The organism is Clostridium intestinale (assembly GCF_035905475.1).
Taxonomy (GTDB): domain Bacteria; phylum Bacillota; class Clostridia; order Clostridiales; family Clostridiaceae; genus Clostridium_T; species Clostridium_T intestinale.
Genome location: NZ_CP121166.1, coordinates 574,409 through 596,004 on the forward strand (window position 1 = coordinate 574,409; position 21,596 = coordinate 596,004).

Consider the following 21,596-nt stretch of genomic DNA (forward strand, 5'->3'; position numbering starts at 1 on the left):
GAGAGGAGAAATGACAGTAGATTTATTAAAGGAACTCAGCAATGGGGATTCAATTGCATCAAATGAGAAGGAAGTAAGAGATATTTTAATAAGAGAGCTTAAAGCTTACAGTGATGAAATAAGCTTTGATGGGTTAGGAAGTGTAATTTTTCATAAAAAAGGAAATGGACCAAAGGTAATGTTTTGTGCTCATATGGATGAAGTAGGCTTTATGGTAAGAAGCATTTCAGATATTGGAATGATATATGTAATCCCTATTGGTGGAGTAAAAGATGAAGCAAAGAAGCTACAAAAGGTCAGAATTACTACCGCTGATGATAATAAGATTATTGGAATATTAAATTCAAGTATAGATGATAAAACAGGAAAAGTTAAGGAGTCCTACATAGACATAGGATGTGACAGTAAAGAAGAGGTTGAAAATTTAGGTGTAGATATAGGGGATATGGTTTGTTTTCACTCGAGTTGTGAGAATTTAAATTCTGAGGAACTTATTATGGGAAAAGCCATGGATGACAGAGCAGGTTGTTATGTTTTAGCAGAGGTTCTTAAGGCTATAGAAAATACACACCATGATTGTGATGTTTATATTGTTGGAACAAGTAGTGAAGAAGTAGGAATGAGAGGTGGAAAAACAGCTACTGAAAAGATTAAACCTAATATTGTTTTTGCAGTTGATGTAGCTAATGCTCCAGAGTTAGTAAGAGATCATAGAAATAAGAGAAAAATAGGACATGGACCTATGCTTGTTCATTATGATAAGGCAATGATTCCTAATAAAAACTTATTAGGGTTAGTGAAAAAGTTATGTAAGGAAAATAACATAGAATATCAAAGTGATATGTTCAGCGGTGGAGGAACAGATGCTGGTAATGCACATCTTCAAGGGGAAGGAATACCCTCTATGGTTATAGGAATTCCGCTAAGATTATGTCATGGACCTTATTCAATTGTTCATACAAAAGATATTAAAAATACCATAAGTTTAGTAGTTAAAATAATAGAAAATATAGATGAAGAAGTTTATAAAAATATATCTGAACATATAGGAGGAATATAAAATGAACGAGTTAGAACAACAAGTTGTAGAAATAATAAGTACCGCAGGTGAAAGTAAATCTAAGGCTTTTGAAGCATTGAAAAAAGTAAAAACTAAAGAGTTTGCAGCTGCTAGAAAGCTTCTTCAAGAATCGAGAGAAATTGATATAGAAGCGCATAAAATTCAATCTAAGCTAATTACAGCAGAAATGAGAGGAGGAGAAGATAAACCTGAAATAGGTCTTTTAATGGTTCATGCTCAGGATCATTATATGACAGCTCAATTAGCAAGGGATTTGATTGAAACATTAATCGAAGTTTTTGATAACGGGGAGGAATAATTATGAAAATTGTATTATGCTGTGCTGGTGGATTTTCAACCACAATGTTAATGGACAACATGAAAAAAACTGTAAAAAATAGTGCTAGATTAAAAGAAGAGGACTTCAGCTTTATAGCAATTCCAGTTGATTTGCTACAAAGTGAAGTTGAAGACTGTGATGTACTTTTAGTAGGACCTCAAATTGCTCATAAAATTGATTATATTAAACCTATTATTGAACCTAAAAATATTCCATATGTAGTAATTGACAAAGATACCTATGGAAAAATGGATGGAGCTACTACTTTAAAGTTAGCATTAATTGCCTATAAGAAAAATCAATTAAAATAGAGGAGAGCGAAAACTATGTTTGATAAATTTGAGAAGTTTATGAATAGATACCTGACACCTATTGCAAATAAAATGGATAAACAGCAACATCTAAATGCAATAAAGAAATCAATGGTAGCCATGACACCAATTTTAATAATAGGAAGTCTATTTGCAGTTATTCCGGCACTTCCTAATATGCTACCACAGGGGAATTTTATTTCAAATTTTATTACTTCAAATGCTGAGATAATTGACTTGCCAGTAACTTTATCTCTTGGACTTATGGGGCTATATGTGTGTTTAGCTATAGCCTATGCATTAGGGGAACATTACAAATTATATATTCCTGGATGTATTACTTTAGCTGGGTTTGGATTTTTGTTTTTAGTAATATCGTTTACAAATGATGGAGGAATGGTAACTAAATATTTAGGAGCAAAAGGACTATTTATTTCTATGGTATCAGCTATGCTGGCAGTGGAATTGTATAGATGGTGCACTGTTAAGAAATTTACTATAAAGATGCCGGAAGGAGTACCAGATTTTGTATCTAGATCCTTTGAAATGATTCCAACTACAATTATAGTAGTAGGTGTATTTATAACAATTCGTCAGCTTTCTATAACTATTTTTGGAACTTTACCACCAGAAGTACTTACAAAATTCTTATCACCTTTAATTGGTTCTATGGACAATCCATTAGTATTCTTATTTGTAACATTTTTATCTTGTTTATTATTTTTCTTCGGAATTCATCCTTCAGTATTAAGTCCAATTACAGGAACAATTGGAGTACAATTTTTAGCAGAAAATATTACAGCTATGCAATCTGGACAACCATTACCACACTTCTATACAGGAGGAATGGTATCAGCTTTTGCAAACTTTACAGGAACAGGTATAACTTTTGGATTAGTATTTTGGTGTCTTCTATCAAAATCCAAAGCGTATAAACGTGTAGGACAAGTTTCATTAATCCCAGCATTGTTTGGAATTAATGAGCCAATATTATTTGGAGCGCCTATTGTATTAAATCCAACCTTCTTTATACCTTATGTAGTGGGTGGAGCAATATTAGGTTCCTTCCCAGGATTTTTGATGTACTTTGGTCTATTAGATAAACCATTTTTTAATCCTCCTTATGTTGGAGTATTTTTAGAAGGGTTCTTAGTAAATGGAGACTGGAGAACAATTATAGTTAATGCTATACAGATGATAGGTTCTATTTTAGTATGGTATCCATTCTTTAAGATGTTTGAAAAGAGAGTAACTGAAGAAAACAATAAAAAGGTTATTTCTGATGAAGATGAAGCTTTATTAAAGGATTTAGATTTAGATTTTTAATATTATAAGCAAAACTAAGACAAGAAATTTCTTGTCTTAGTTTTGTATATGAAAGTAGGTAGCATTATGGCAAAAAGAATAGATAAAGTACAAGCTTTACTTAAAAATTTAAATGTGGATGGGGTTTTAATTAAAAGTAAAACAGTAAAAAAGTATTTAGATACCTTAACAGGAAGTGGCTGCAAGATACTAATTACTAGAGAGAAAGGTTATCTAATTTTAGATGGAAGATATATAACAGAAGCTAAGGAAAAAGAAAAGGACTTAGAAATTGTTTTAAGTGATAGTGGAGGTTATTTAAAATCCGTTAAAGAAATATTAGATAAGCAGAACTTTACTAGTCTTGCTATAGAAGGAAATAGCATGCTTATAGATGAATATATAAAGATTAAAGAGACTATAGATAAGGTGCATATATTAAAGGATGAACTAAATATGCTTCGTATAATTAAGGAGCAAGAAGAGATAGCTGTAATAAAGGAAGCCTGCAAGTTAACTGATGAGATATTTTATAAGGTAATAGATAAGCTGAAGATTGGTATGAGTGAACAGGAAATTTCAGCCTTGATACAGTATTATGGAATTTCAATGGGAGCCTCTAGAATGTCTTTTGAAACAATTGTAGCAACTGGTAAGCGTAGTGCAATGCCTCATGGAAGACCTACAGAAAGAAAGATTAAGGCCCATGAGCCTATACTTTTAGATTTTGGAATTGAATATAAAAATTATCAATCAGATATGACTAGAACTATATTTATAGGTGAACCTAGTGATAAGATGAGAGAAGTATATGAAGTAGTACTAAAAGCCCAAACTTCAGGAGTTAAAGGTATCAAAACAGGGATTAGTGCAAAGGAAGTAGATAAGATAGCTCGTGATATTATTAAAGCTCATGGTTATGGAGAATTTTTTAGTCATGGATTAGGACATGGCATAGGAATAGGAGATGGAGAAGAGTATCCTATTTTAAATGAGAAAAGTGATACTATTTTAGAAGAGGGGATGATTATGTCCTGTGAACCTGGTATATATATTCCAGATTTAGGTGGAGTGCGTATTGAGGATGATGTTTTAATAGAAAATGGTGTTGGAGTACCACTTAATCATGTCTCAAAGGAATTGATTGTGTTAAAGGAGAAATAAACTATGAAATATAATTTTGATGAAGTTATAAATAGAAAAGGAACCTATTGTACACAGTGGGATTATATTGAGGATAGATTTAATAAAAAAGATCTGCTTCCATTTTCAATTTCTGATACAGATTTTAAAATACCTAGGCCCATCACAGATAAGCTAAAAGAAGTCATGAACCATGAAATATACGGCTATACTAGATGGAATCATCATGATTTTAAAGGAGCTATAGCTGAATATTATGAGAGACGATTTAAATGTTTTATAGATGAGGATTGGATTTTATACAGTCCCTCAGTTATGTATTCTGTATCTGTGTTAATCAGGCTTCTAAGTAATACTAAGGATAAGATATTAACATTCAATCCAATGTATGATGCTTTTTTCTCTGTAATAGAGGAAAATGACAGGCTTCTAGTAAGTGAGAATTTGAAGGAAGAACAGGGAGTTTTCAAAATAGATTTTGAAAGCTTTGATAAAAAAATAAAAGAGTGTAAAATAATGCTTTTATGTTCACCTCATAATCCTACAGGACGTGTTTGGACTAATGAAGAAATAGAACACATAATAAAAAGTTGTAAAAAACATGGAGTTAAGATTATTTCTGATGAGATTCATATGGATATTATCTTAGGAAAAAACAAACATATTCCTATTTTAAAATATACAAAAGAATATTCCCATCTGTATTTAGTATCTAGTGCAAGTAAAACTTTAAATACACCTGGATTAATAGGATCTTACAGCATAATTCCAAGTGAAGAAATAAGAGAAAAGTTTTTACTTCAAACCCGTAAAAAAGACTTCTTAAATTCAGTAAGTATTTTTGGAATGTATGCCACTATGATTGGATATAGAGAATGTGATGATTATATAAACCAACTTGTTGAGTATATTAAAGAAAATACTGTAATAGTAGAAGAGTTTATAAAAAAAGAATTACCTCAGTTAAAATATAAACCAGCAGAAGGAACTTATTTAGCTTGGATTGATGGGAGAGAGCTTCCCTTTACTAAAGAGGAGATTCAGCAGGCTTTAGTTAATGAGGGCAAGGTTGGTATTATGCCTGGGGAAACCTATGGAGACAATGGAGCAAAATACTTAAGATTAAATTGTGGTTGCCCTAAAGAAAAACTGATAGAGGGATTGTGGAGACTTAAAAAAGGAATAGAATATCTTTATAGGTAATATTTCTTCTTTACAATAATATATTCCACATGTATAATTGATTTGTATTTTGTAAATAATTAAAGAAAATGCAATGATAAAGAAGAGTAGATGATATTTTAAATATTAGAGAGCTTGGGGAAGGTGAAAGCCCAGCATTTAAAAGCATTGAAGGAAGCTTTGGAGCAGTGAATAGAAAGCCTTTTGGCGTAGTATATTTATGGGGTTATTCCCTTAAAGATAAATTAAGTGGATTAAGAAATTAATCAATTTAGGTGGTAACGCGGAATTAGTCTTTCGTCCTAAGTAGTTTTAGGATGGGAGGCTTTTATTATTTTTTAAGGAGAGATACGAATGAGTTTTGAAAGATTATCAGAGATAATATTCCCAGAGGTTAAGAATTCAAGAGAATATTATATTGAAAAATATCCAAACAGAAATTTAAAAGAAGGTGCAAAGGTTACTAGATATGCACCAAGTCCAACAGGATTTCAACATATAGGTGGAGTTTATGCGGCACTAATTAATGCAAGATTAGCAAGCCAAACAGAAGGGGTTTTCTATTTAAGAATAGAAGATACTGATCAAAAAAGAGAAGTTCAAGGTGCAATAGAAGATACTATAAAAACTATGCACAATTTTGGGATGGATTTTAGTGAAGGGATGACTGGACAAGAAACATCTAAAGGAGAATATGGTCCATATAGACAAAGTCAAAGAGCTGATATATACAATACTTTTGCAAAAGACTTACTTATAAAAGGATTAGCTTATCCATGTTTTGCAACTCCAGAAGAATTAGCAGAACTTAGAGAAAAACAAGTAGCAAACAAAATAACTCCAGGATATTATGGAGAATATGCTAAGTTTAGAGACATAACTGAAGAAGAAGCTCTAAAGAGAATTGAAAATGGAGAGCAATATATCATAAGATTAAAGTCACCAGGAAACCCAGAAAAAAGAGTTGAGTTCCATGATTTAATAAAGGGAGATATATCTTTCCCAGAAAATAATCAAGACATAGTTCTTATAAAGGGAGATGGACTTCCAACTTATCACTTTGCTCATGCTATAGATGATTATCTAATGAAAACTACAGATGTAATAAGAGGAGAAGAGTGGTTATCATCACTTCCTATACATGTTCAATTATTTGAAGTTCTAGGTTTTGAAGCTCCAAGATATGCTCATATTCCAACAATAATGAAGCAAGATGGCGGATCTAAGAGAAAGCTTTCAAAGAGAAAAGATGCTGAAGCTGCTGTATCTTATTATAAAGAAGTAGGATATCCTACAGTAACAGTAATTGAATATCTATTAAACATAGTTAATTCAACTTTTGAAGAATGGCGAGCTGAAAATCCTACAACAGATTATCATGAGTTTGAAATTCACCTAGAAAAAATGGGTAAAAGCGGAGCTTTATTTGATTTAGTTAAGTTAAATGATGTTGCTAAAGATCGTATAGCTGTAATGAAGGCTTCAGATGTTTATGATAACTATATAGCTTGGGCTAAAGAGTTTGATGAAGAAATGTTTAAATTAGTTACAGAAAATGAAAAGATGTCAAAAGAAATCTTCAACATAGATAAAGAAGGCCCAAAACCAAGAAAAGACTTTGCTAAATGGGATGAAGTTAAAGAAAAGATCTTCTACTTCTTTGATGAATTATTCTACAAAGAAACTTTGGAACAAGTAGAACTTCCAAAAGGTCTTACAATAGAAGCAGCTAAGGCAATAATTGAAGTTTATAAAAATGAATTTAACTTCAATGCTGGAAGTCAAGAAGCTTGGTTTGAAGATTTAAAAGTAATAGGAGCAAACCTTGGTTACTGTGCTAACAGAAAAGAATTTAAAGCAAATCCAGATCAATTTAAAGGCATGATTTCTGATGTTGCAGGAGCAGTTAGAATAGCTTTAGCTCATAGAACTAACACACCAGACCTTTACACAATAATGCAGATATTAGGTGAAGAAAAAGTTAGAGAAAGATTTGAAAAGTTTTTAAGTTTATAAGTGAAACTTGATTCAGGTGGGGTTTTATCCCCAGATGAATCTTAGTTGAACTTATCTAGGGTCGTGCCACTGTTATCTCCAAACTAATAGAAAAAGTAGAGAACCAAAATCTTTGATTCTGTGTGAGTCACATTCTTCTTTAGGTCGGATGGGAGTGTTACAGTGGCTAGACATCAGATAATAAAAAAGAAGTCATCACAGATTTAGTTTGTGATGACTTTTTTTATGGAGATTTTTATGATGTTGAAAAATTTTAAATTGAATTATTACAAAAGATATGTTGTTTTACGGAAATTGATTAATCTCAGTAAAATGTCAAAAACTATTGACATTATTTGAGGTGAGTGTTATGCTAAAAATGTAAAAAGAATTTGACATTAAGGAGGGAATTTTATGAGAAAAATGGATGAAATGGAGTTAAGGGTAAATCAAAAGGGGATTAAATGGAGTTGGGCTTTTATGGTGTTTTCATTATTTATATGGGGTGGATATAACTACGTTAGCCATCAAGAAGCATCACTTCCATTAATTTTATTTTCACTACAGTTTCTAGTTTACTTTTTTGTTACGAGTATTGAGAAAACGAAAGTGGACGATAATAGTGGCAAAAAACAGATTTTGATTTGTTCATTTACGATATTATTGATGATTGTATTTGGTGCTATTTTACACTTTGCTATTGGGCGTTAAGATATATGAAGAATAATATAAAAGAATTACGTAAAGAAAAAAAATATAGGCAGGAAGACTTAGCTAATGAATTAGGTGTTACAAGGCAAACAATAAATGCGATAGAAAATGATAAATATGATCCAACTCTGCTATTAGCTTTCAAACTTGCAAGTATACTAGAAACAACAGTAGATGAGCTTTTTGAACACGATCCAAAGGAATATGATGTTTAATATAATAGAAATAGCTGCTTTTAAATTCAAAAGCAGCTATTTTTAAGTTAATTATAAGAACATGCCCAGGCTCAATTTCTACTTTTGAGATGACTTCTTTTTTTTATTGGCATTGACAAGGTAGAACTCTACTTATATAATGAAGGTAGAATTAAACCTAATTAGAAAGGAGAGAAATAAATGCATAAAGCTAGAGGAAAACCTAGTGCAGATTTTTATATTCGAGGTATAGCACATAGATTACGTTATTTAAATGATCAAAAATTAGCTGAGTATGAAATAACTAATCAGCAGGCTAGACTTTTAGGTGCAATAAGAAGAAGTGTTTATGAAGGTGTAAACATTAGCCGAAAGTTTTTGCAAGAGAGGATGGAACTTAGTGGACCTTCAGTAACCAGTTTATTAAATGGGCTTGAGAAAAATGGTTTTATTATTCGTTATACTGATAGTGAAGATGGTCGTGCCATGCAAATTCAAGTAACCGACAAGGGAAATAGAATTATGGAAGGCTTAGATCAAGTTTTTAAAGATTCTGAAAAACAATTGCTTTATGGAATGAATGAAGAAGAGAGGGATTTATTTATTACTATTTTAGAAAAAGCATATAAAAACATGCAATAAAAAATGGTATATAAGTTCAGGTTATACCTGAATTTATTTTAAACAAATAGGTAGAATTAAACCTAAAATTAAGGAGGCTTTTTTATGGAAAAATCTAATTTAAATATGGAATCAAAAGCTCCTACACGTTTAACACCTTATTTAAGAGCGATTTTAGCAGTTGTAATTATAGCTGATATATTAGATTTGATGGATTCGACAATAACTAATATTGCAGCGCCGGCAATTGTTCAAAGTATTGGTGGGGGAGAAATGTTTATAAAGTGGTTAGGAGCAAGCTATGCTTTAGTTATGGGAATTTTACTGGTTATAGGGGGACGTTTAGGGGATAGGTATGGCAAACGTAAACTATTTCTAATAGGTATGATTGGATTTACATCTGCTTCTGTTTTATGTGGATTATCTATTAATCCAGTAATGATGATAATAAGCAGATTAATACAAGGTGGATTTGGAGCATTACTTATTCCACAAGGTATGAGTATTCTTGTAGCAACTTTCTCTCGTGAACAGTTACCAAGAGCATTTAGTGTGTTTGGTCCAGTAATGAGTATTTCATCAGTATTAGGCCCAATATTTGCTGGATTTATTATAGTAGCTAATATTGGAGGATTAAGCTGGAGACCTATGTTTCTAATTAATATTGTATTAGGAATAGCTGGTATAATTGCAGCTATAAAACTTTTACCACATGATGAACCAATTTCTAATGAAAAACTTGATGGATTAGGATCAGTACTTCTTGCATTAACAATGTTTAGCTTAATATTTGGATTGATTCAAGGCTCAACAGATGGATGGACAAGAATTCCTATAATGAGTATATGTGTTGGTATAATTACATTTATAGCTTTCGGTATTCGTCAAAAGTATGCTGTAAATCCTCTTATAAAAACATCGCTTCTAGCAAACAGAGGGTTTACATCAGGAATGATATTGGGACTTGCCTTCTTTGCAGCTGTAAGTGGGTTGTCTTATGTCATATCGATATTTTTTCAATTTGATCTTAAGTTAACTCCAAAAGAAGCTGCATTAGGTCTATCACCAATGGCTATTGGAATAGTTATCGCATCTTTAATATGTAGACCACTACTTATAAAGTTTGGAAGAAAAATTGTTGTAGCTGGACTTTTAGCTACACTAGTTGGTGTGCTTGGACTTTGGGGAATAATAATAATGAAAGGTGAGGGAGTTAATGCCTGGTTTACTGCACCAGCAATTCTTGTGATTGGAGTGGGAATGGGAGCTTGTTTTAGTAGTATTTATGACGTTGCTCTTGGAGATTTAGAGCAAGATGAAACTGGTAGTGCCAGTGGATCTTTAAGTGCGGTACAACAACTTGCTGCTGCTATTGGCTCGGCTGCTATTACTACTATTTATTTCAAATACCAAGGTAGTAATGGAGCTACAACAGCCATGACAATAAGTGTTATGCTTGTTGCTGCAATTGTAACTCTTTGTTTGGGACTAGTTTGGTTATTGCCTAAAACAGCTCCTGCAGAAGAATAATATAAAAAATTTGCGTAAGTAAAAATATAGTTAGGAATACTTAGTTAATAAAATAGCTGCTTTTGAATTCAAAAGCAGCTATTTTTAAGTTAATTATCAGAACAGGCCCATGCATCAATTTCTACTTTTATAGATGGATTAGCTAAAGAAGCTACATATAATAAGGTCATACATGGTTTATGACCTTGCAGTACTTTTGAAACAGCTTCAACTCGTTTGGAATTATCAATATTCCCAACTAAATAAAAAACTACTTTTACTAGATCTTTAACTTCCATATTGGATGCTTCCAAATTCTTCACAATATTATCCATAGCTATTTCTATTTGTTCTATTGGATCTTCTGGAATAGGGACATCGTTATATTTTCCAATCTGTCCAGACATAACTAACCAACGAGCCTGTCCTGAAACCTCGACTTGATGCGTGTAATCAGCAACTGGTTCATGAATGTTTCTTGGGTTTCTGAATTCTTTCATAGTATAACTCCTTATATATTTGTATTTATTTCTGTGTATAAATTATAGCATATTATGTAAACAATGAAGAATTCAATAGTTGAGGACTATTTTTTGTATTTAATAAAATCAGTTTTAGCTATTATATTATCAATATCGCTAAGTGTGCTTTGAATTTCATTGTTATTATTTAAAACGGTAACTTCCTGAATATCAGATGAATCATCAATTATTAAAAGATACCCTTTATCTAAAGAGACATCTTCATTAATATTTTTGTTGTCTGTAAGAATGATATCTATTTTAGAAATATTTACACGTATCTTTTTATCTTGTGAAGGAATGTACTTACTATCATTAAAACTGCCAAAAATAATTCTTTTGTCATTATAAACTAAAGTATTTACAGTAAAACATTGACTAATTGGCATTTGGCCACTAGTCCAACTTAAAATCTCATTATTTTCATTGAGTAAAAAAAGATTAGTGGATTGCGCTCCATCTTTTTCAGGTTTTTGAGCTAAAATAAGTTTCTCATTATCAATTTCTTTTATAAGTAAAATATCTACTTTTCCATTTGAAGAGTTTTTGCTAAAAAGTGTCTCAATAGATTTTTCTATAGTTGAAACTTTACTATTACAACTTATTAAAAGAGAAATTAAGATTAAAGAAAAAGTACTTAAAATAAATTTTTTCACATCTATAAACCTCCTAAAATTCTATTATTCAAAATCAATACTTTCTTCAAATACATATATAAACTTCGCACTATTTTCAACTGACTCTTTTAAGTGGACGTTATCAAAGCCTATCAATTCTAAAACTAAGATTTTATGTTCTCCAATTTTATTTATATCATATTTATATACTGCATCGCCAACATGCATTTTATTTCCTAGCACCTTCATCTCAGAGACACTATTTTTACTATCACTTTGAAAGCTCTCCATAGTCCTGTTTGAAAATTTTATATAATCTTTTGAGTTTAGTTGATTTTTTATATTAGAATCAGTATTTATATCATTTCCATTATACAAATACCACCGACCATTTAATTTAGCAGGTGAAATAAAAACTAATATGATAAGCATTAAGTGAGAAACTAATCCTAAAATAGTAAGTTTTTTAACCTTAGTAATAATATCAGCTCCTTTCAAGTAACTATTCTAGTAGTTTTTCGTATTCTTCAGTATCATTAAAACGTGAATCGAATTTTGCAGGAAGATCACCTAAGTTTTTCATTAAAATCGGGTTTCCATCATTTACTTTTTTCATAGTAATTTCAAAAGAATTATTTTTATCTAAGTTTATTTCAATAGTTTGTTTGTCTCCAACTAAGCTATATTTTTTGCCTTCTATAATATCAAAAGTGCCTTTGTTAACCTCTCTATTATCAATATATTCCACGAAACTATTTTCATCAGAATATATTGAAATTTGGACAAAATGTCTATCAGAAGTTCTTTCGCTTTGATAGGAACCTCTCAAAAAAACGCTATTAATATTTCTACAGCCAGAAAGCATAAGTAAAAATGTTATTGATATTATTAAAAAAAGAGTCTTTTTCATAATAAATTAGAGCTCCTTTATTAGTACTCTTATAAAATAATTGTAGCATATATTTCCAGTTGATTTGCTATCAAATTTAAAATGATTAAGAGATTTGAAGTATGGACATATACAACTTTTTAGTGTTATAATTTTTTAAAGACTATGAAGAGAAGAGTAGATAAGTAGATGAATTTACAGAGAGCTCTAGAAGATGAGAATGAGCAAGGAGTTTTTTATTGAAGAAGGTCTCAGAGTTGCACACCGAGTCTGGTTTCAGAGGTAGGCTGTGACGGTATAACCCGTTATAAGTTATAGAGTATATTTAATTATGTACTTGAAAAGGTCTATATGGCGACATATGGATAAACTGAGGTGGTACCACGAATATATAACTTTCGTCCTCAAGATTAAATTCTTGGAGGTGAAGGTTTTTTTATTTGTTTTAAAATTTATTAAATCATAAATAAATATTTAAAGGTGGTATAACTAAAATGTATAAAGAATTTGAAAGTATAGAAAACCTAGAAAAAATAATGCCAGATTCAAATGAATTTGTAGCTGAAAGAGTTAAAAAGTTAAATAAACTTTATGAGTTAGGAGTTAATCCGTATCCTTATAGTTATAAAGATACAACTCATACTAAGGATATTTTGGATAACTTTGAAAATATAAAAGAAGAACAAGAATTCACATTAGCAGGAAGAGTTATGCTGATAAGAAGGATGGGCAATGCTACGTTTGGGAACATCATAGATGAAAAAGGAAACATACAAATATTCTTAAGTAAAAAGAGCTTAGGTGCTGAAAGTTATGAAATCTTAAAATTAATTGATGTAGGTGATAGCATTGGAGTTGATGGAACGGTATTTAAGACTCAAACAGGTGAAGTCACTATAAGAGTAAAACAGTTTGAATTATTATCAAAGTCCATTAGAACACTTCCAGAAAAATATCATGGTATACAAGATGCTGACCTAAGACAAAGACATCGTTCATTGGATATGATAATGAATGAGGACGTTAAAGAAAGATTTATTAAACGTTCAAAAGCAATAACAGCTATCAGGGAATATTTAAATAATATAAACTTTATTGAGGTGGATACTCCTATCTTAGATACTAAATATGGTGGAGGAGAAGCAAAACCATTTGAAACCTTTGTTAATGCATTGGATTGTAATGTATATATGAATGTTTCCCCAGAATTATATTTAAAAAGGCTGATAGTTGGAGGAATTGAAAGAGTTTATACCTTTGCAAGGGCTTTTAGAAATGAGGGAATTGATAGAACACATTATCCGGAATTCAGTTTATTTGAATGTTACATGTCTTATGCTGACTATAATGACATGATGAGGCTCATGGAGAATATATATGATTATGTATTTAATAAAGTTAATGGAACAACAAAAATTCAATATGGAGATGTGGAAATTGACTTTAAAGCTCCATGGAAAAGAGAGAAAATGTGTGACCTTGTAAAAAAAGATACAGGAATTGATGTTGAGACACTTACTAAGGAAGAAATTATACAAAGAATTAAAGAAAATGGATTCTTAATAGCAAGTCAAAATGAGGGTTTAGTTATCAATGAATGTTCAAAGGGAGAATTAATAGTTAATCTATTTGAAGCTTATTCTGAAAAGAATTTAATTCAACCAACCTTTGTTATAGACTTTCCAGAAGAATCTTCTCCACTGTGTAAAATTCATAGAAATAACTCTGATTTAATTGAGAGGTTCGAGCCTTATGCTTACGGTGTTGAGCTTGGAAATGCTTATTCTGAACTTAATGATCCATTAAAACAAAGAATACTTTTGCATGAACAAGCATCAAAATTAAGAGCGGGTCTTGAAACAGCTAGTCCAATGGATGAGGAATTTGCAGTTGCTATAGATACTGGTATGCCACCAACTGGAGGTTTAGGAATAGGAATAGATAGAATGATAATGTTTCTTACTGGTTCCCATACCATAAAAGATGTTATAGCATTTCCTTTAATTAAAAGATAATAATATATAAGAAAAGGGCCCATATCACTGATGAAAATCTTGATATGGGCCTTTTTGTTACTAGACGATATTTGAAATGTATTTTAGCTACCAAAAAAATAATGTAAAATGAATCTAATGAAGCTGAGTGAAGCAAAATATATATTAAATAATATTTTTAGTTAGAAGGAGAACTTATGAAAAACATAAATAAAGTACCACTTAACAAAACAGGTTTTTCAAACAGCTATGATGAAGGTTCAAAACATAAAAATCTTAAAGACTTAGAAGGAAACTCTAAAGACGAAAACAATTGCAGAAATAACAAAAAGTAGTAAAATGATTAGAGAGAAGTAGTTAAAATGCTTCTCTCAAAATAACTTTTAGGAGAAGTAAAATGCAGAAAATAGACTTATCAGAGTATAAAGGAAAGATATTTAAACATTTTAAAGGGGATTTATATTTAGTTTTAGATGTAGCTGAGCATTCAGAAACTAGAGAAAAGCTAGTTATTTATAAGGCTTTATATGGAGATTGTGGAGTTTATGCAAGGCCAGTTGATATGTTTCTAAGTGAAGTAGACAAGATTAAGTATCCTAATGTTGATCAGAAGTATAGATTTGAACCAACAACTATTAATAGTGTTAAGTAAAATTATTAATATTATTGTAAGATTATTCTAAGTAAAAATTAACTTGTTTATATTATAATCAAAAAAGAGAAGTTTATTAAAAGGAGAATAAAAATTATGAAGATGAAATCATTTATAAATAAGCTTATCATATCATCCATGGCTTTGGGAGCTTTTGTTACTGGATTTACAGGAGTTACTGCTCATGCAGATTCTTTTAAGTCTGTAACTTTAGGAGCAGATTTAACACAAGCACAAAAAGATGACATGCTAAAGTATTTTGGTGTTAAGAAAAATGAAGTTAACTTATTGGAAGTTACATCAAAAGAGGAGCATACATACTTAGGGAAGGTTGCAACTCAGGCTCAGCTTGGTAATAGAGCAATATCTTGTTCTTATGTTGAACCTACAAGTAAGGGTGGTATAAAGGTAAGTACAAACAATCTTACTTGGGTTAATGATGGGATGATAAAAAATGCTTTAATTACAGCAGGAATTGAAAATGCGAATGTTGTAGCAGCAGCGCCTTTTGAAGTATCTGGAACAGCAGCATTAACTGGGATATTAAAAGGATTTGAAAACAGTACTTCAGGACAAAAAATAGATGAAGATAAAAAAGAAGCAGCAAATGAAGAGTTAGTGACTACAGGTGATGTAGCTGAAAAGATAGGTCAAGATGATGCTTCAAATTTAATGAATGATATAAAGAAAAAAGTAATAAAGGAAAAACCTAAGACAGAAGAAGAAGTCAACAAAATTGTTGATAATGCTGTTAAAGATTATAAAGATAAATTATCTAGTGAAGATATAGCTAGCATAAAGACACTAATGAGTAAAATAAACAATCTAGATCTTGATTATAACAGTATAAAGGATCAATTAAATGATGTAACAAATCAATTAAAGGATAAGTTAACTAGTGAAGAAGCAAAAGGATTATTTGCAAAGATAGGGCAGTTCTTTTCAGATGTATTTAATGCAATAAAAAACTTATTTTCAAAATAAAAACCCCCTTGACAACTGAATTTTGATTTAATATACTTTGAGTAAATCAAAAGCTATGAAGAGAAGAGTAGTTATTATGGAAGCTTACAGAGAATTCCTGGTGGTGAGAAGGAATGGTGAAAGTTTTAATGAAACAAGTCTTGGAGCCTCATACGGATTCTATATTTAAGTAGATGATGCTATGACGTTTGTTCACGTTACAGAACTAGAGTATGATTGTACTTGATAAGATTAATATGGTGACATGTTAATGAATTAGGGTGGTAACGCGATATATAATTCGCCCCTACACATTGTTTGTGTAGGGGCGATTTTTTACGCACTTTATTGCTGTAGAAGTGTTTTTCAGCTTCATCAAATTCATTTAATTATTGCTGTAGAAGCGCTCATCAGCCTCATTAGAGTCATTTCTTGTGAATTAAATACTACTAAAAAATAAAAAAGGTATAAAAATTAAGGAGTGAATATTATGGAAAAAAGAAAATTAGAAAGACCTGTCTTTCCTAAGAGAGCAGTTATAACTTCTGGAATGCCATATGGTAATAAAGATTTACACTTTGGTCATGTAGGTGGTGTATTTGTGCATGCAGATACCTTCTCAAGATTTTTGAAGGATAGAATAGGTGAGGAAAATGTTATATTTGTATCAGGAACAGATTGTTATGGATCGCCAATACTTGCAAGTTACAAAAAACTTGTAGATGAAGGTTCTTATAATAAAACATTAGAAGAGTATGTTCTTGAGAATCATGAAAAACAAAAAGAGGTATTAGAGAAATATGAAATAAATCCAAGTCTGTATGCTGGTTCTTCACTGGGAAGAGCAGGAGAAATACACAAGGAATTATCAAAAGAAATATTTAATAATTTATATGATAATGGCTATCTAGTTAAGTTATCATCACCACAATTTTATGATCCTGATTTTAAAGCTTTATTAAATGGAAGGCAAGTAATAGGGAAATGTCCTATAGAAGGATGTAGTTCCGAAAAAGGTTATGCAGATGAATGTGATTTAGGACATCAATATATGCCTAATGAGTTAATTGACCCTAAGAGTATATTATCAGGCAAAACACCTGAACTTGTAGATGTAGCTAATTGGTATTTTGAATTAGATAAATACATGAACCTATTAAGTGATGGTGTAGAGCATTTAAGAAAAACATCAAATTGGAGAAAATATGTCTTAAATACTATTGAGGAATTTTTAAAACTACCAATTATATATGTAAAACGTAAGCAACTTGAAGAAATAACAGATTTAGATGAAAAACTTCCAGCTCATACAGTTGAGGATGATTCTAAGAAAGCTTCCATCTCTTTCATATTTAAAAACCTAGAAGATAGAGATAAAGCAAGAGAAGTATTTGATAAGATGGGTATAAGATTTAGAACAGGAAAAACTTTAGTTCCTTTTAGATTATCAGGAAATGTTGAATGGGGTATAGAGTTACCTGATAAAGAAGAACTCAAAAATCTTACTTTTTGGGTATGGCCAGAATCTTTATGGGCCCCAATATCATTTACTAAGGCCTATCTAGAATCAATAGGAAAAGACAAAGATGAGTGGAAGAATTTCTGGAATTCAAAAGAATCAAAGGTGTATCAATTCATGGGAGAAGATAATATCTATTTTTATGGTGTTGCTGAGATGGGCCTTTTCATGGCACTTACAGGAATAAACTATGATAACAAGGTAGACTTCGAAAACATCAACATTCCACACTTGATTGCAAATAATCATCTATTGTTTATGGATAAAAAAGCTAGCAGCAGTGGTAAAGTTAAACCACCTATGGCAAGAGATTTATTAAATTTCTACACTCCAGAACAATTAAGAATGCATTTTTTAAGTTTGGGTTTATCAAGAAAAAGTGCCAGCTTTACTCCACAAGTATTTATGAGTGAAGAAGAGAAACAAGGAGCAGATCCAGTATTAAAAGATGGAAATCTTCTTACTAATGTATTTAACAGACTTGTTCGCTCATGTTTCTACACTTCTCAAAAGTACTATGATTCAGAAATACCAGTAGGGGAAATAAGTGAAGAAATCTTAGAGGAATCTAAAGATGCTATCATAAACTATGAAAACAACATGTACAATCATGAATTTCACAGTGTGATTTATGTTCTTGATAGTTATATAAGAAAAATGAATAAGTATTGGGTAAGTAACATGAAAAAAGCAGAAAGTGAAAATGATGATGTACTAAGAAAACAAGTTCTCATAGATAGCTTCCATGCTGTAAGAACCATCATAACCCTACTTCATCCTATAGCTCCAACTGGATGTGAAAAAGTAAGAGACTATCTAAATGTTGATAAAAAACTTTGGAGCTGGGATTTTATATTTGAACCTATATATAATTTTATTCATGGAGGGCATAAGTTAAAGCATTTGATGCCTAGAGTTGATTTCTTTGAGAAACATGAAAGTCAATTAAGTGAAAATTCTTCAAAGTGATAATCAAGTTTCTTGTCATGATGGGCCTAAGAGGTACATGAAAAGGCCCATCATAAAATTAATATACCTCCCTATCTTATCTTTATTTACATATATAATAATTTTCCGGTTTCTTGTAAAAGTGTAAAGAATTTAATTAATGTGTCGATATAAAATATGTATAAATTATTAATAAACAAACTTAGGGGGACTAATTTAATGAATGATTCTTATGTTTTTAAAATGCACAAGAAATGGAGGCGTGGCAGATTTCTAGGGGTAGCAATTTTTTCTCTGATTTTATTTTTGCTAATTGGTTATGGAGTCTACGAATATAATGATAAGAAAGATAATCCGTTTATAATAAATACATTATCTGATTATTATAATGCTAAATCTAATAATTACTATGTAAAAATAGAGTCTAGTGAAATATATGATATGAATTTTGCTATGTTTAACTCCAAAGATAACAGTACATTTGATAATGTTACAGACTATTTTTTGGGAATTAGAATTGAAGATAAAATTCTTCCTGTATCTGTACCTAAAGAAGATATTGAAAAAGTTATTAATGGAGAAATTTCTTATTATGTGGTGAGTGGGAATATACGTGCTTTTGAACCTGATACATTAAGAACGTTGAAAAACGTTTTAGTAGAAGATGGATTGACTTATGAAGAAGTGAATTCTATAATACTACCAAATTATCTTGAACATGCCTATCCTGTAGAATCTCTTTATATGTTTATAGGACTTGCTGTTATATTTATTTTTATATTTTCAATATTGTATGGAAGAATATTTATAATGAACAGAAGGGCTAAGAAAAGTCTTCTAAATTACTTTAATGGTAATTTAGAAAATGCCTACTCAAGTATTGATATGGACATTAATAGTTATGAAACATTTACGATTAAACCTTTTACTTTAACTCAAAACTACATTATAGTAGATAGCAAACACGTTGTTTTAACCCTTCCTTTAAAAGAGATGATGTGGGTGTATGTTCATAGAGTTACATATAGAATTTTCTTTTTTGTAAAAATTAATGTATCTACTAGTTTGGAACTAGTTTTTTCAGATAATAGAAAATATAGGATTGCAGTACCTGGGTTTGCTTCAAAAGGTGTTGAAAGAGCTAATGATATTATTGACGCCATATCTCACAGAACGCCTGTTTTTATTGGCTACTCAGATGAACTTCGTGCTTTATTTAAGAAGAAACCAGAAGAATTCAAATATCAATGGGAGTTACTGAAGCAACAATCTTACAGTACAGAAGTAACTGAATTTTAATATATCCTGTTAAAACGTATCTATCAGTTAGTGTAGTAAAAGTTTTGAAAAGTTAATAATCTATTGAGATCCTAATATCTTAGATAAGCTAGATGTTAGGATTTTCTTGCTATGATGGGCCTAAGAGGTACATTAAAAGGCCCATCATAAAAAAGAAATACAATTAGATTAAAAGTATATACAATAGTTTTAAAATTTGAAACCACAAAGTATTGTAGGGGGTGTATAATTAAATAGAATTTTAATTTAAAAGGAGGATATATGTTTAATACAAAAGTGGACTTAATAAATGGAAAAATACTTAAGTCGTTAACTATATTTACAATTCCACTGTTTATATCAAGTATATTTCAACAACTATATAATATGGCAGATATAATGATTGTAGGAAATTTTTTAGGGGATACATCGTTAGCTGCAATAGGATCTACCACAGCTATATATGAGATGTTAATTGGGTTTGCGTTAGGTATAGGCAATGGACTTAGTATAGTAACAGCCCGTGGTTATGGTGCAAAAGATGAAGAATTAGTAAAAAAATCAGTAGCTTCTTCCATTGTTATAGGAGGAATAATTACTATATTTATTATGATTATAGTTAAATTATTTTTATTTCCTCTATTACAACTATTGCATACTCCAGAAAACATTATAAATGAAGCTTATTCTTATGTTTATACGGTTACAATTTTTGTTGGGGTTACCTTTGTTTATAATCTGTGTGCAGGCTTTTTAAGAGCAATTGGAAACAGTTTCATGCCTTTGGTATTTCTTATAATATCATCAGTATTAAATGTCATATTAGATATTCTTTTTATTACTAAATTTAGCATGGGAATAAGGGGAGCAGCAGTTGCAACGGTTATAGCTCAAGGAATATCAGCGCTTTTATGTATTGTCTATATATTTTATAAGTGTAAAATACTTATTCCAAAGAAAGAGCATTTTAAATTCGATAAGGAGTTATATATGGATCTATCTGGACAAGGTTTATCCATGGGAATTATGCTTCTTATAGTGTCAACTGGGACAGTTATTCTTCAAACTGCAATTAATGGATTTGGATATCTTATTATTGCAGGTCATGTTGCTGCACGTAAACTTAGTAGTTTTCTTACGTTACCTATTGGTATATTATCAATGAGTATTTCAACCTTTGTCTCACAGAATAAGGGGGCAAATAAAGTGAAAAGAATAAGGCAAGCTGTCAGGTATGTAAATATAATTTCTATAGCTTGGGGAGCCCTAGCCTTTATAATTTCATTATTTTTATCACCAGTACTTATGAGAGCAATATCAGGATCAAGTGAATACACTGTAATTCACAATGGGTCATTATACTTAATGATAAATGCACCTTTTTATGCAATTTTAGGTATACTTCTAAACTTGAGAAACGCCCTTCAAGGCATTGGGCAAAAGATTATTCCTCTAATATCTAGTATAATTGAATTTTTTGGTAAGATAGTATTTGTATATTTCCTTATAGGAAAAATGGGTTACTTTGGTGTTATAATATGCGAACCAGTAATCTGGTGTTTAATGGCTGGACAACTAGTATACTCATTTTATAAAAACCCCTATATTAGAGATGGTGGCAATAAGATTCAGCAAGAAATAGCAAGTTAACATCTATAACTAGAACTTATTATAATGATGGGCCTAACATGTATATGAAAAAGGCCCATCATGAAGTGTTTTAATATATATGATATTACATTTATGATGAACCATGAAAATATGAAGATAAAATCCTTTAGGAAATTTATGATACAATAGAGTTAATTATATAAAGTGAGTATGAAAAATAAAAATATCTAAAA

At 30.6% G+C, this 21,596-nt stretch carries 22 protein-coding genes and 3 other annotated features; of the genes, 18 read left to right on the forward strand and 4 right to left on the reverse strand.

What is annotated here, in order from left to right:
• The first annotated feature begins 10 nt into the window (after nucleotides 1-10).
• The 11 genes from ypdE (at nucleotide 11) to P8F83_RS02855 (ending at nucleotide 10,392) form a co-directional block, all read left to right on the forward strand.
• Entirely contained in the window at nucleotides 11-1,060 is a 1,050-nt protein-coding gene (gene ypdE, locus P8F83_RS02805; RefSeq protein ID WP_326513356.1) for an aminopeptidase, read from the forward strand.
• A gap of 1 nt (nucleotide 1,061) precedes the next feature.
• A complete protein-coding gene (locus tag P8F83_RS02810; RefSeq protein WP_326513357.1) occupies nucleotides 1,062-1,379 on the forward strand; it encodes a PTS lactose/cellobiose transporter subunit IIA in 318 nt (105 codons plus the stop codon).
• A 2-nt stretch (nucleotides 1,380-1,381) separates the two neighbouring features.
• Complete coding sequence (locus P8F83_RS02815; RefSeq protein WP_326513358.1) at nucleotides 1,382-1,711, forward strand: PTS sugar transporter subunit IIB; 330 nt, start codon at nucleotides 1,382-1,384, stop codon at nucleotides 1,709-1,711.
• A 15-nt stretch (nucleotides 1,712-1,726) separates the two neighbouring features.
• Complete coding sequence (locus P8F83_RS02820; protein ID WP_326513359.1) at nucleotides 1,727-3,037, forward strand: PTS sugar transporter subunit IIC; 1,311 nt, start codon at nucleotides 1,727-1,729, stop codon at nucleotides 3,035-3,037.
• A 66-nt stretch (nucleotides 3,038-3,103) separates the two neighbouring features.
• On the forward strand, nucleotides 3,104-4,180 hold the full coding sequence (locus P8F83_RS02825; RefSeq protein WP_326513360.1) for a Xaa-Pro peptidase family protein: 1,077 nt from the start codon (nucleotides 3,104-3,106) through the stop codon (nucleotides 4,178-4,180).
• 3 nt (nucleotides 4,181-4,183) lie between these two features.
• Nucleotides 4,184-5,362: a MalY/PatB family protein gene (locus P8F83_RS02830; protein ID WP_326513361.1), complete on the forward strand. Its 1,179-nt coding sequence runs from the start codon at nucleotides 4,184-4,186 to the stop codon at nucleotides 5,360-5,362.
• 64 nt (nucleotides 5,363-5,426) lie between these two features.
• Nucleotides 5,427-5,649: a binding site (T-box leader), on the forward strand.
• Between the two features lie 46 nt (nucleotides 5,650-5,695).
• Entirely contained in the window at nucleotides 5,696-7,357 is a 1,662-nt protein-coding gene (gene gltX / locus P8F83_RS02835) for a glutamate--tRNA ligase (RefSeq protein ID WP_326513362.1), read from the forward strand.
• Nucleotides 7,358-7,750: 393 nt separating this feature from the next.
• Complete coding sequence (locus P8F83_RS02840) at nucleotides 7,751-8,047, forward strand: hypothetical protein (RefSeq protein WP_326513363.1); 297 nt, start codon at nucleotides 7,751-7,753, stop codon at nucleotides 8,045-8,047.
• A gap of 5 nt (nucleotides 8,048-8,052) precedes the next feature.
• Nucleotides 8,053-8,262, forward strand: coding sequence for a helix-turn-helix transcriptional regulator (locus P8F83_RS02845; RefSeq protein WP_326513364.1), 210 nt, complete (start codon nucleotides 8,053-8,055; stop codon nucleotides 8,260-8,262).
• Between the two features lie 180 nt (nucleotides 8,263-8,442).
• Entirely contained in the window at nucleotides 8,443-8,883 is a 441-nt protein-coding gene (locus P8F83_RS02850) for a MarR family winged helix-turn-helix transcriptional regulator (protein ID WP_326513365.1), read from the forward strand.
• 84 nt (nucleotides 8,884-8,967) lie between these two features.
• Complete coding sequence (locus P8F83_RS02855; RefSeq protein ID WP_326513366.1) at nucleotides 8,968-10,392, forward strand: MFS transporter; 1,425 nt, start codon at nucleotides 8,968-8,970, stop codon at nucleotides 10,390-10,392.
• A gap of 89 nt (nucleotides 10,393-10,481) precedes the next feature.
• Here P8F83_RS02855 and P8F83_RS02860 read toward each other — a convergent pair whose 3' ends face one another.
• The 4 genes from P8F83_RS02860 to P8F83_RS02875 all read right to left on the reverse strand — a co-directional run bounded on the left by P8F83_RS02860 (nucleotide 10,482) and on the right by P8F83_RS02875 (nucleotide 12,419).
• Nucleotides 10,482-10,871 carry a RidA family protein gene (locus P8F83_RS02860; protein WP_326513367.1) on the reverse strand — a complete coding sequence of 130 codons (390 nt, stop codon included), beginning with the start codon at nucleotides 10,869-10,871 and terminating at the stop codon, nucleotides 10,482-10,484.
• An 86-nt stretch (nucleotides 10,872-10,957) separates the two neighbouring features.
• Nucleotides 10,958-11,548, reverse strand: coding sequence for a hypothetical protein (locus P8F83_RS02865; RefSeq protein WP_326513368.1), 591 nt, complete (start codon nucleotides 11,546-11,548; stop codon nucleotides 10,958-10,960).
• Between the two features lie 24 nt (nucleotides 11,549-11,572).
• The gene (locus P8F83_RS02870) at nucleotides 11,573-12,007 is read right to left on the reverse strand and encodes a hypothetical protein (protein ID WP_326513369.1); all 435 of its coding nucleotides are present in this window, start codon (nucleotides 12,005-12,007) and stop codon (nucleotides 11,573-11,575) included.
• A 4-nt stretch (nucleotides 12,008-12,011) separates the two neighbouring features.
• Nucleotides 12,012-12,419, reverse strand: a complete 408-nt coding sequence (locus P8F83_RS02875; protein ID WP_326513370.1) for a hypothetical protein — start codon at nucleotides 12,417-12,419, stop codon at nucleotides 12,012-12,014.
• 135 nt (nucleotides 12,420-12,554) lie between these two features.
• Nucleotides 12,555-12,807: a binding site (T-box leader), on the forward strand.
• An 85-nt stretch (nucleotides 12,808-12,892) separates the two neighbouring features.
• Between P8F83_RS02875 and lysS the strand changes: the two genes are divergently transcribed.
• From lysS to P8F83_RS02910, 7 genes are all read left to right on the forward strand, one after another.
• The gene (gene lysS, locus P8F83_RS02880; RefSeq protein ID WP_326513371.1) at nucleotides 12,893-14,413 is read left to right on the forward strand and encodes a lysine--tRNA ligase; all 1,521 of its coding nucleotides are present in this window, start codon (nucleotides 12,893-12,895) and stop codon (nucleotides 14,411-14,413) included.
• Between the two features lie 176 nt (nucleotides 14,414-14,589).
• Complete coding sequence (locus P8F83_RS02885; protein WP_326513372.1) at nucleotides 14,590-14,727, forward strand: hypothetical protein; 138 nt, start codon at nucleotides 14,590-14,592, stop codon at nucleotides 14,725-14,727.
• A 62-nt stretch (nucleotides 14,728-14,789) separates the two neighbouring features.
• The gene (locus tag P8F83_RS02890) at nucleotides 14,790-15,044 is read left to right on the forward strand and encodes a DUF1653 domain-containing protein (protein WP_337250870.1); all 255 of its coding nucleotides are present in this window, start codon (nucleotides 14,790-14,792) and stop codon (nucleotides 15,042-15,044) included.
• Between the two features lie 96 nt (nucleotides 15,045-15,140).
• Entirely contained in the window at nucleotides 15,141-16,028 is an 888-nt protein-coding gene (locus P8F83_RS02895; RefSeq protein WP_326513373.1) for a DUF1002 domain-containing protein, read from the forward strand.
• Nucleotides 16,029-16,074: 46 nt separating this feature from the next.
• Nucleotides 16,075-16,319, forward strand: a binding site (T-box leader).
• A gap of 178 nt (nucleotides 16,320-16,497) precedes the next feature.
• Nucleotides 16,498-18,495, forward strand: a complete 1,998-nt coding sequence (locus tag P8F83_RS02900) for a methionine--tRNA ligase (RefSeq protein WP_326513374.1) — start codon at nucleotides 16,498-16,500, stop codon at nucleotides 18,493-18,495.
• 198 nt (nucleotides 18,496-18,693) lie between these two features.
• Nucleotides 18,694-19,773, forward strand: coding sequence for a hypothetical protein (locus P8F83_RS02905; protein WP_326513375.1), 1,080 nt, complete (start codon nucleotides 18,694-18,696; stop codon nucleotides 19,771-19,773).
• A 261-nt stretch (nucleotides 19,774-20,034) separates the two neighbouring features.
• The gene (locus P8F83_RS02910; protein ID WP_326513376.1) at nucleotides 20,035-21,402 is read left to right on the forward strand and encodes an MATE family efflux transporter; all 1,368 of its coding nucleotides are present in this window, start codon (nucleotides 20,035-20,037) and stop codon (nucleotides 21,400-21,402) included.
• Nucleotides 21,403-21,596: the final 194 nt, after the last annotated feature.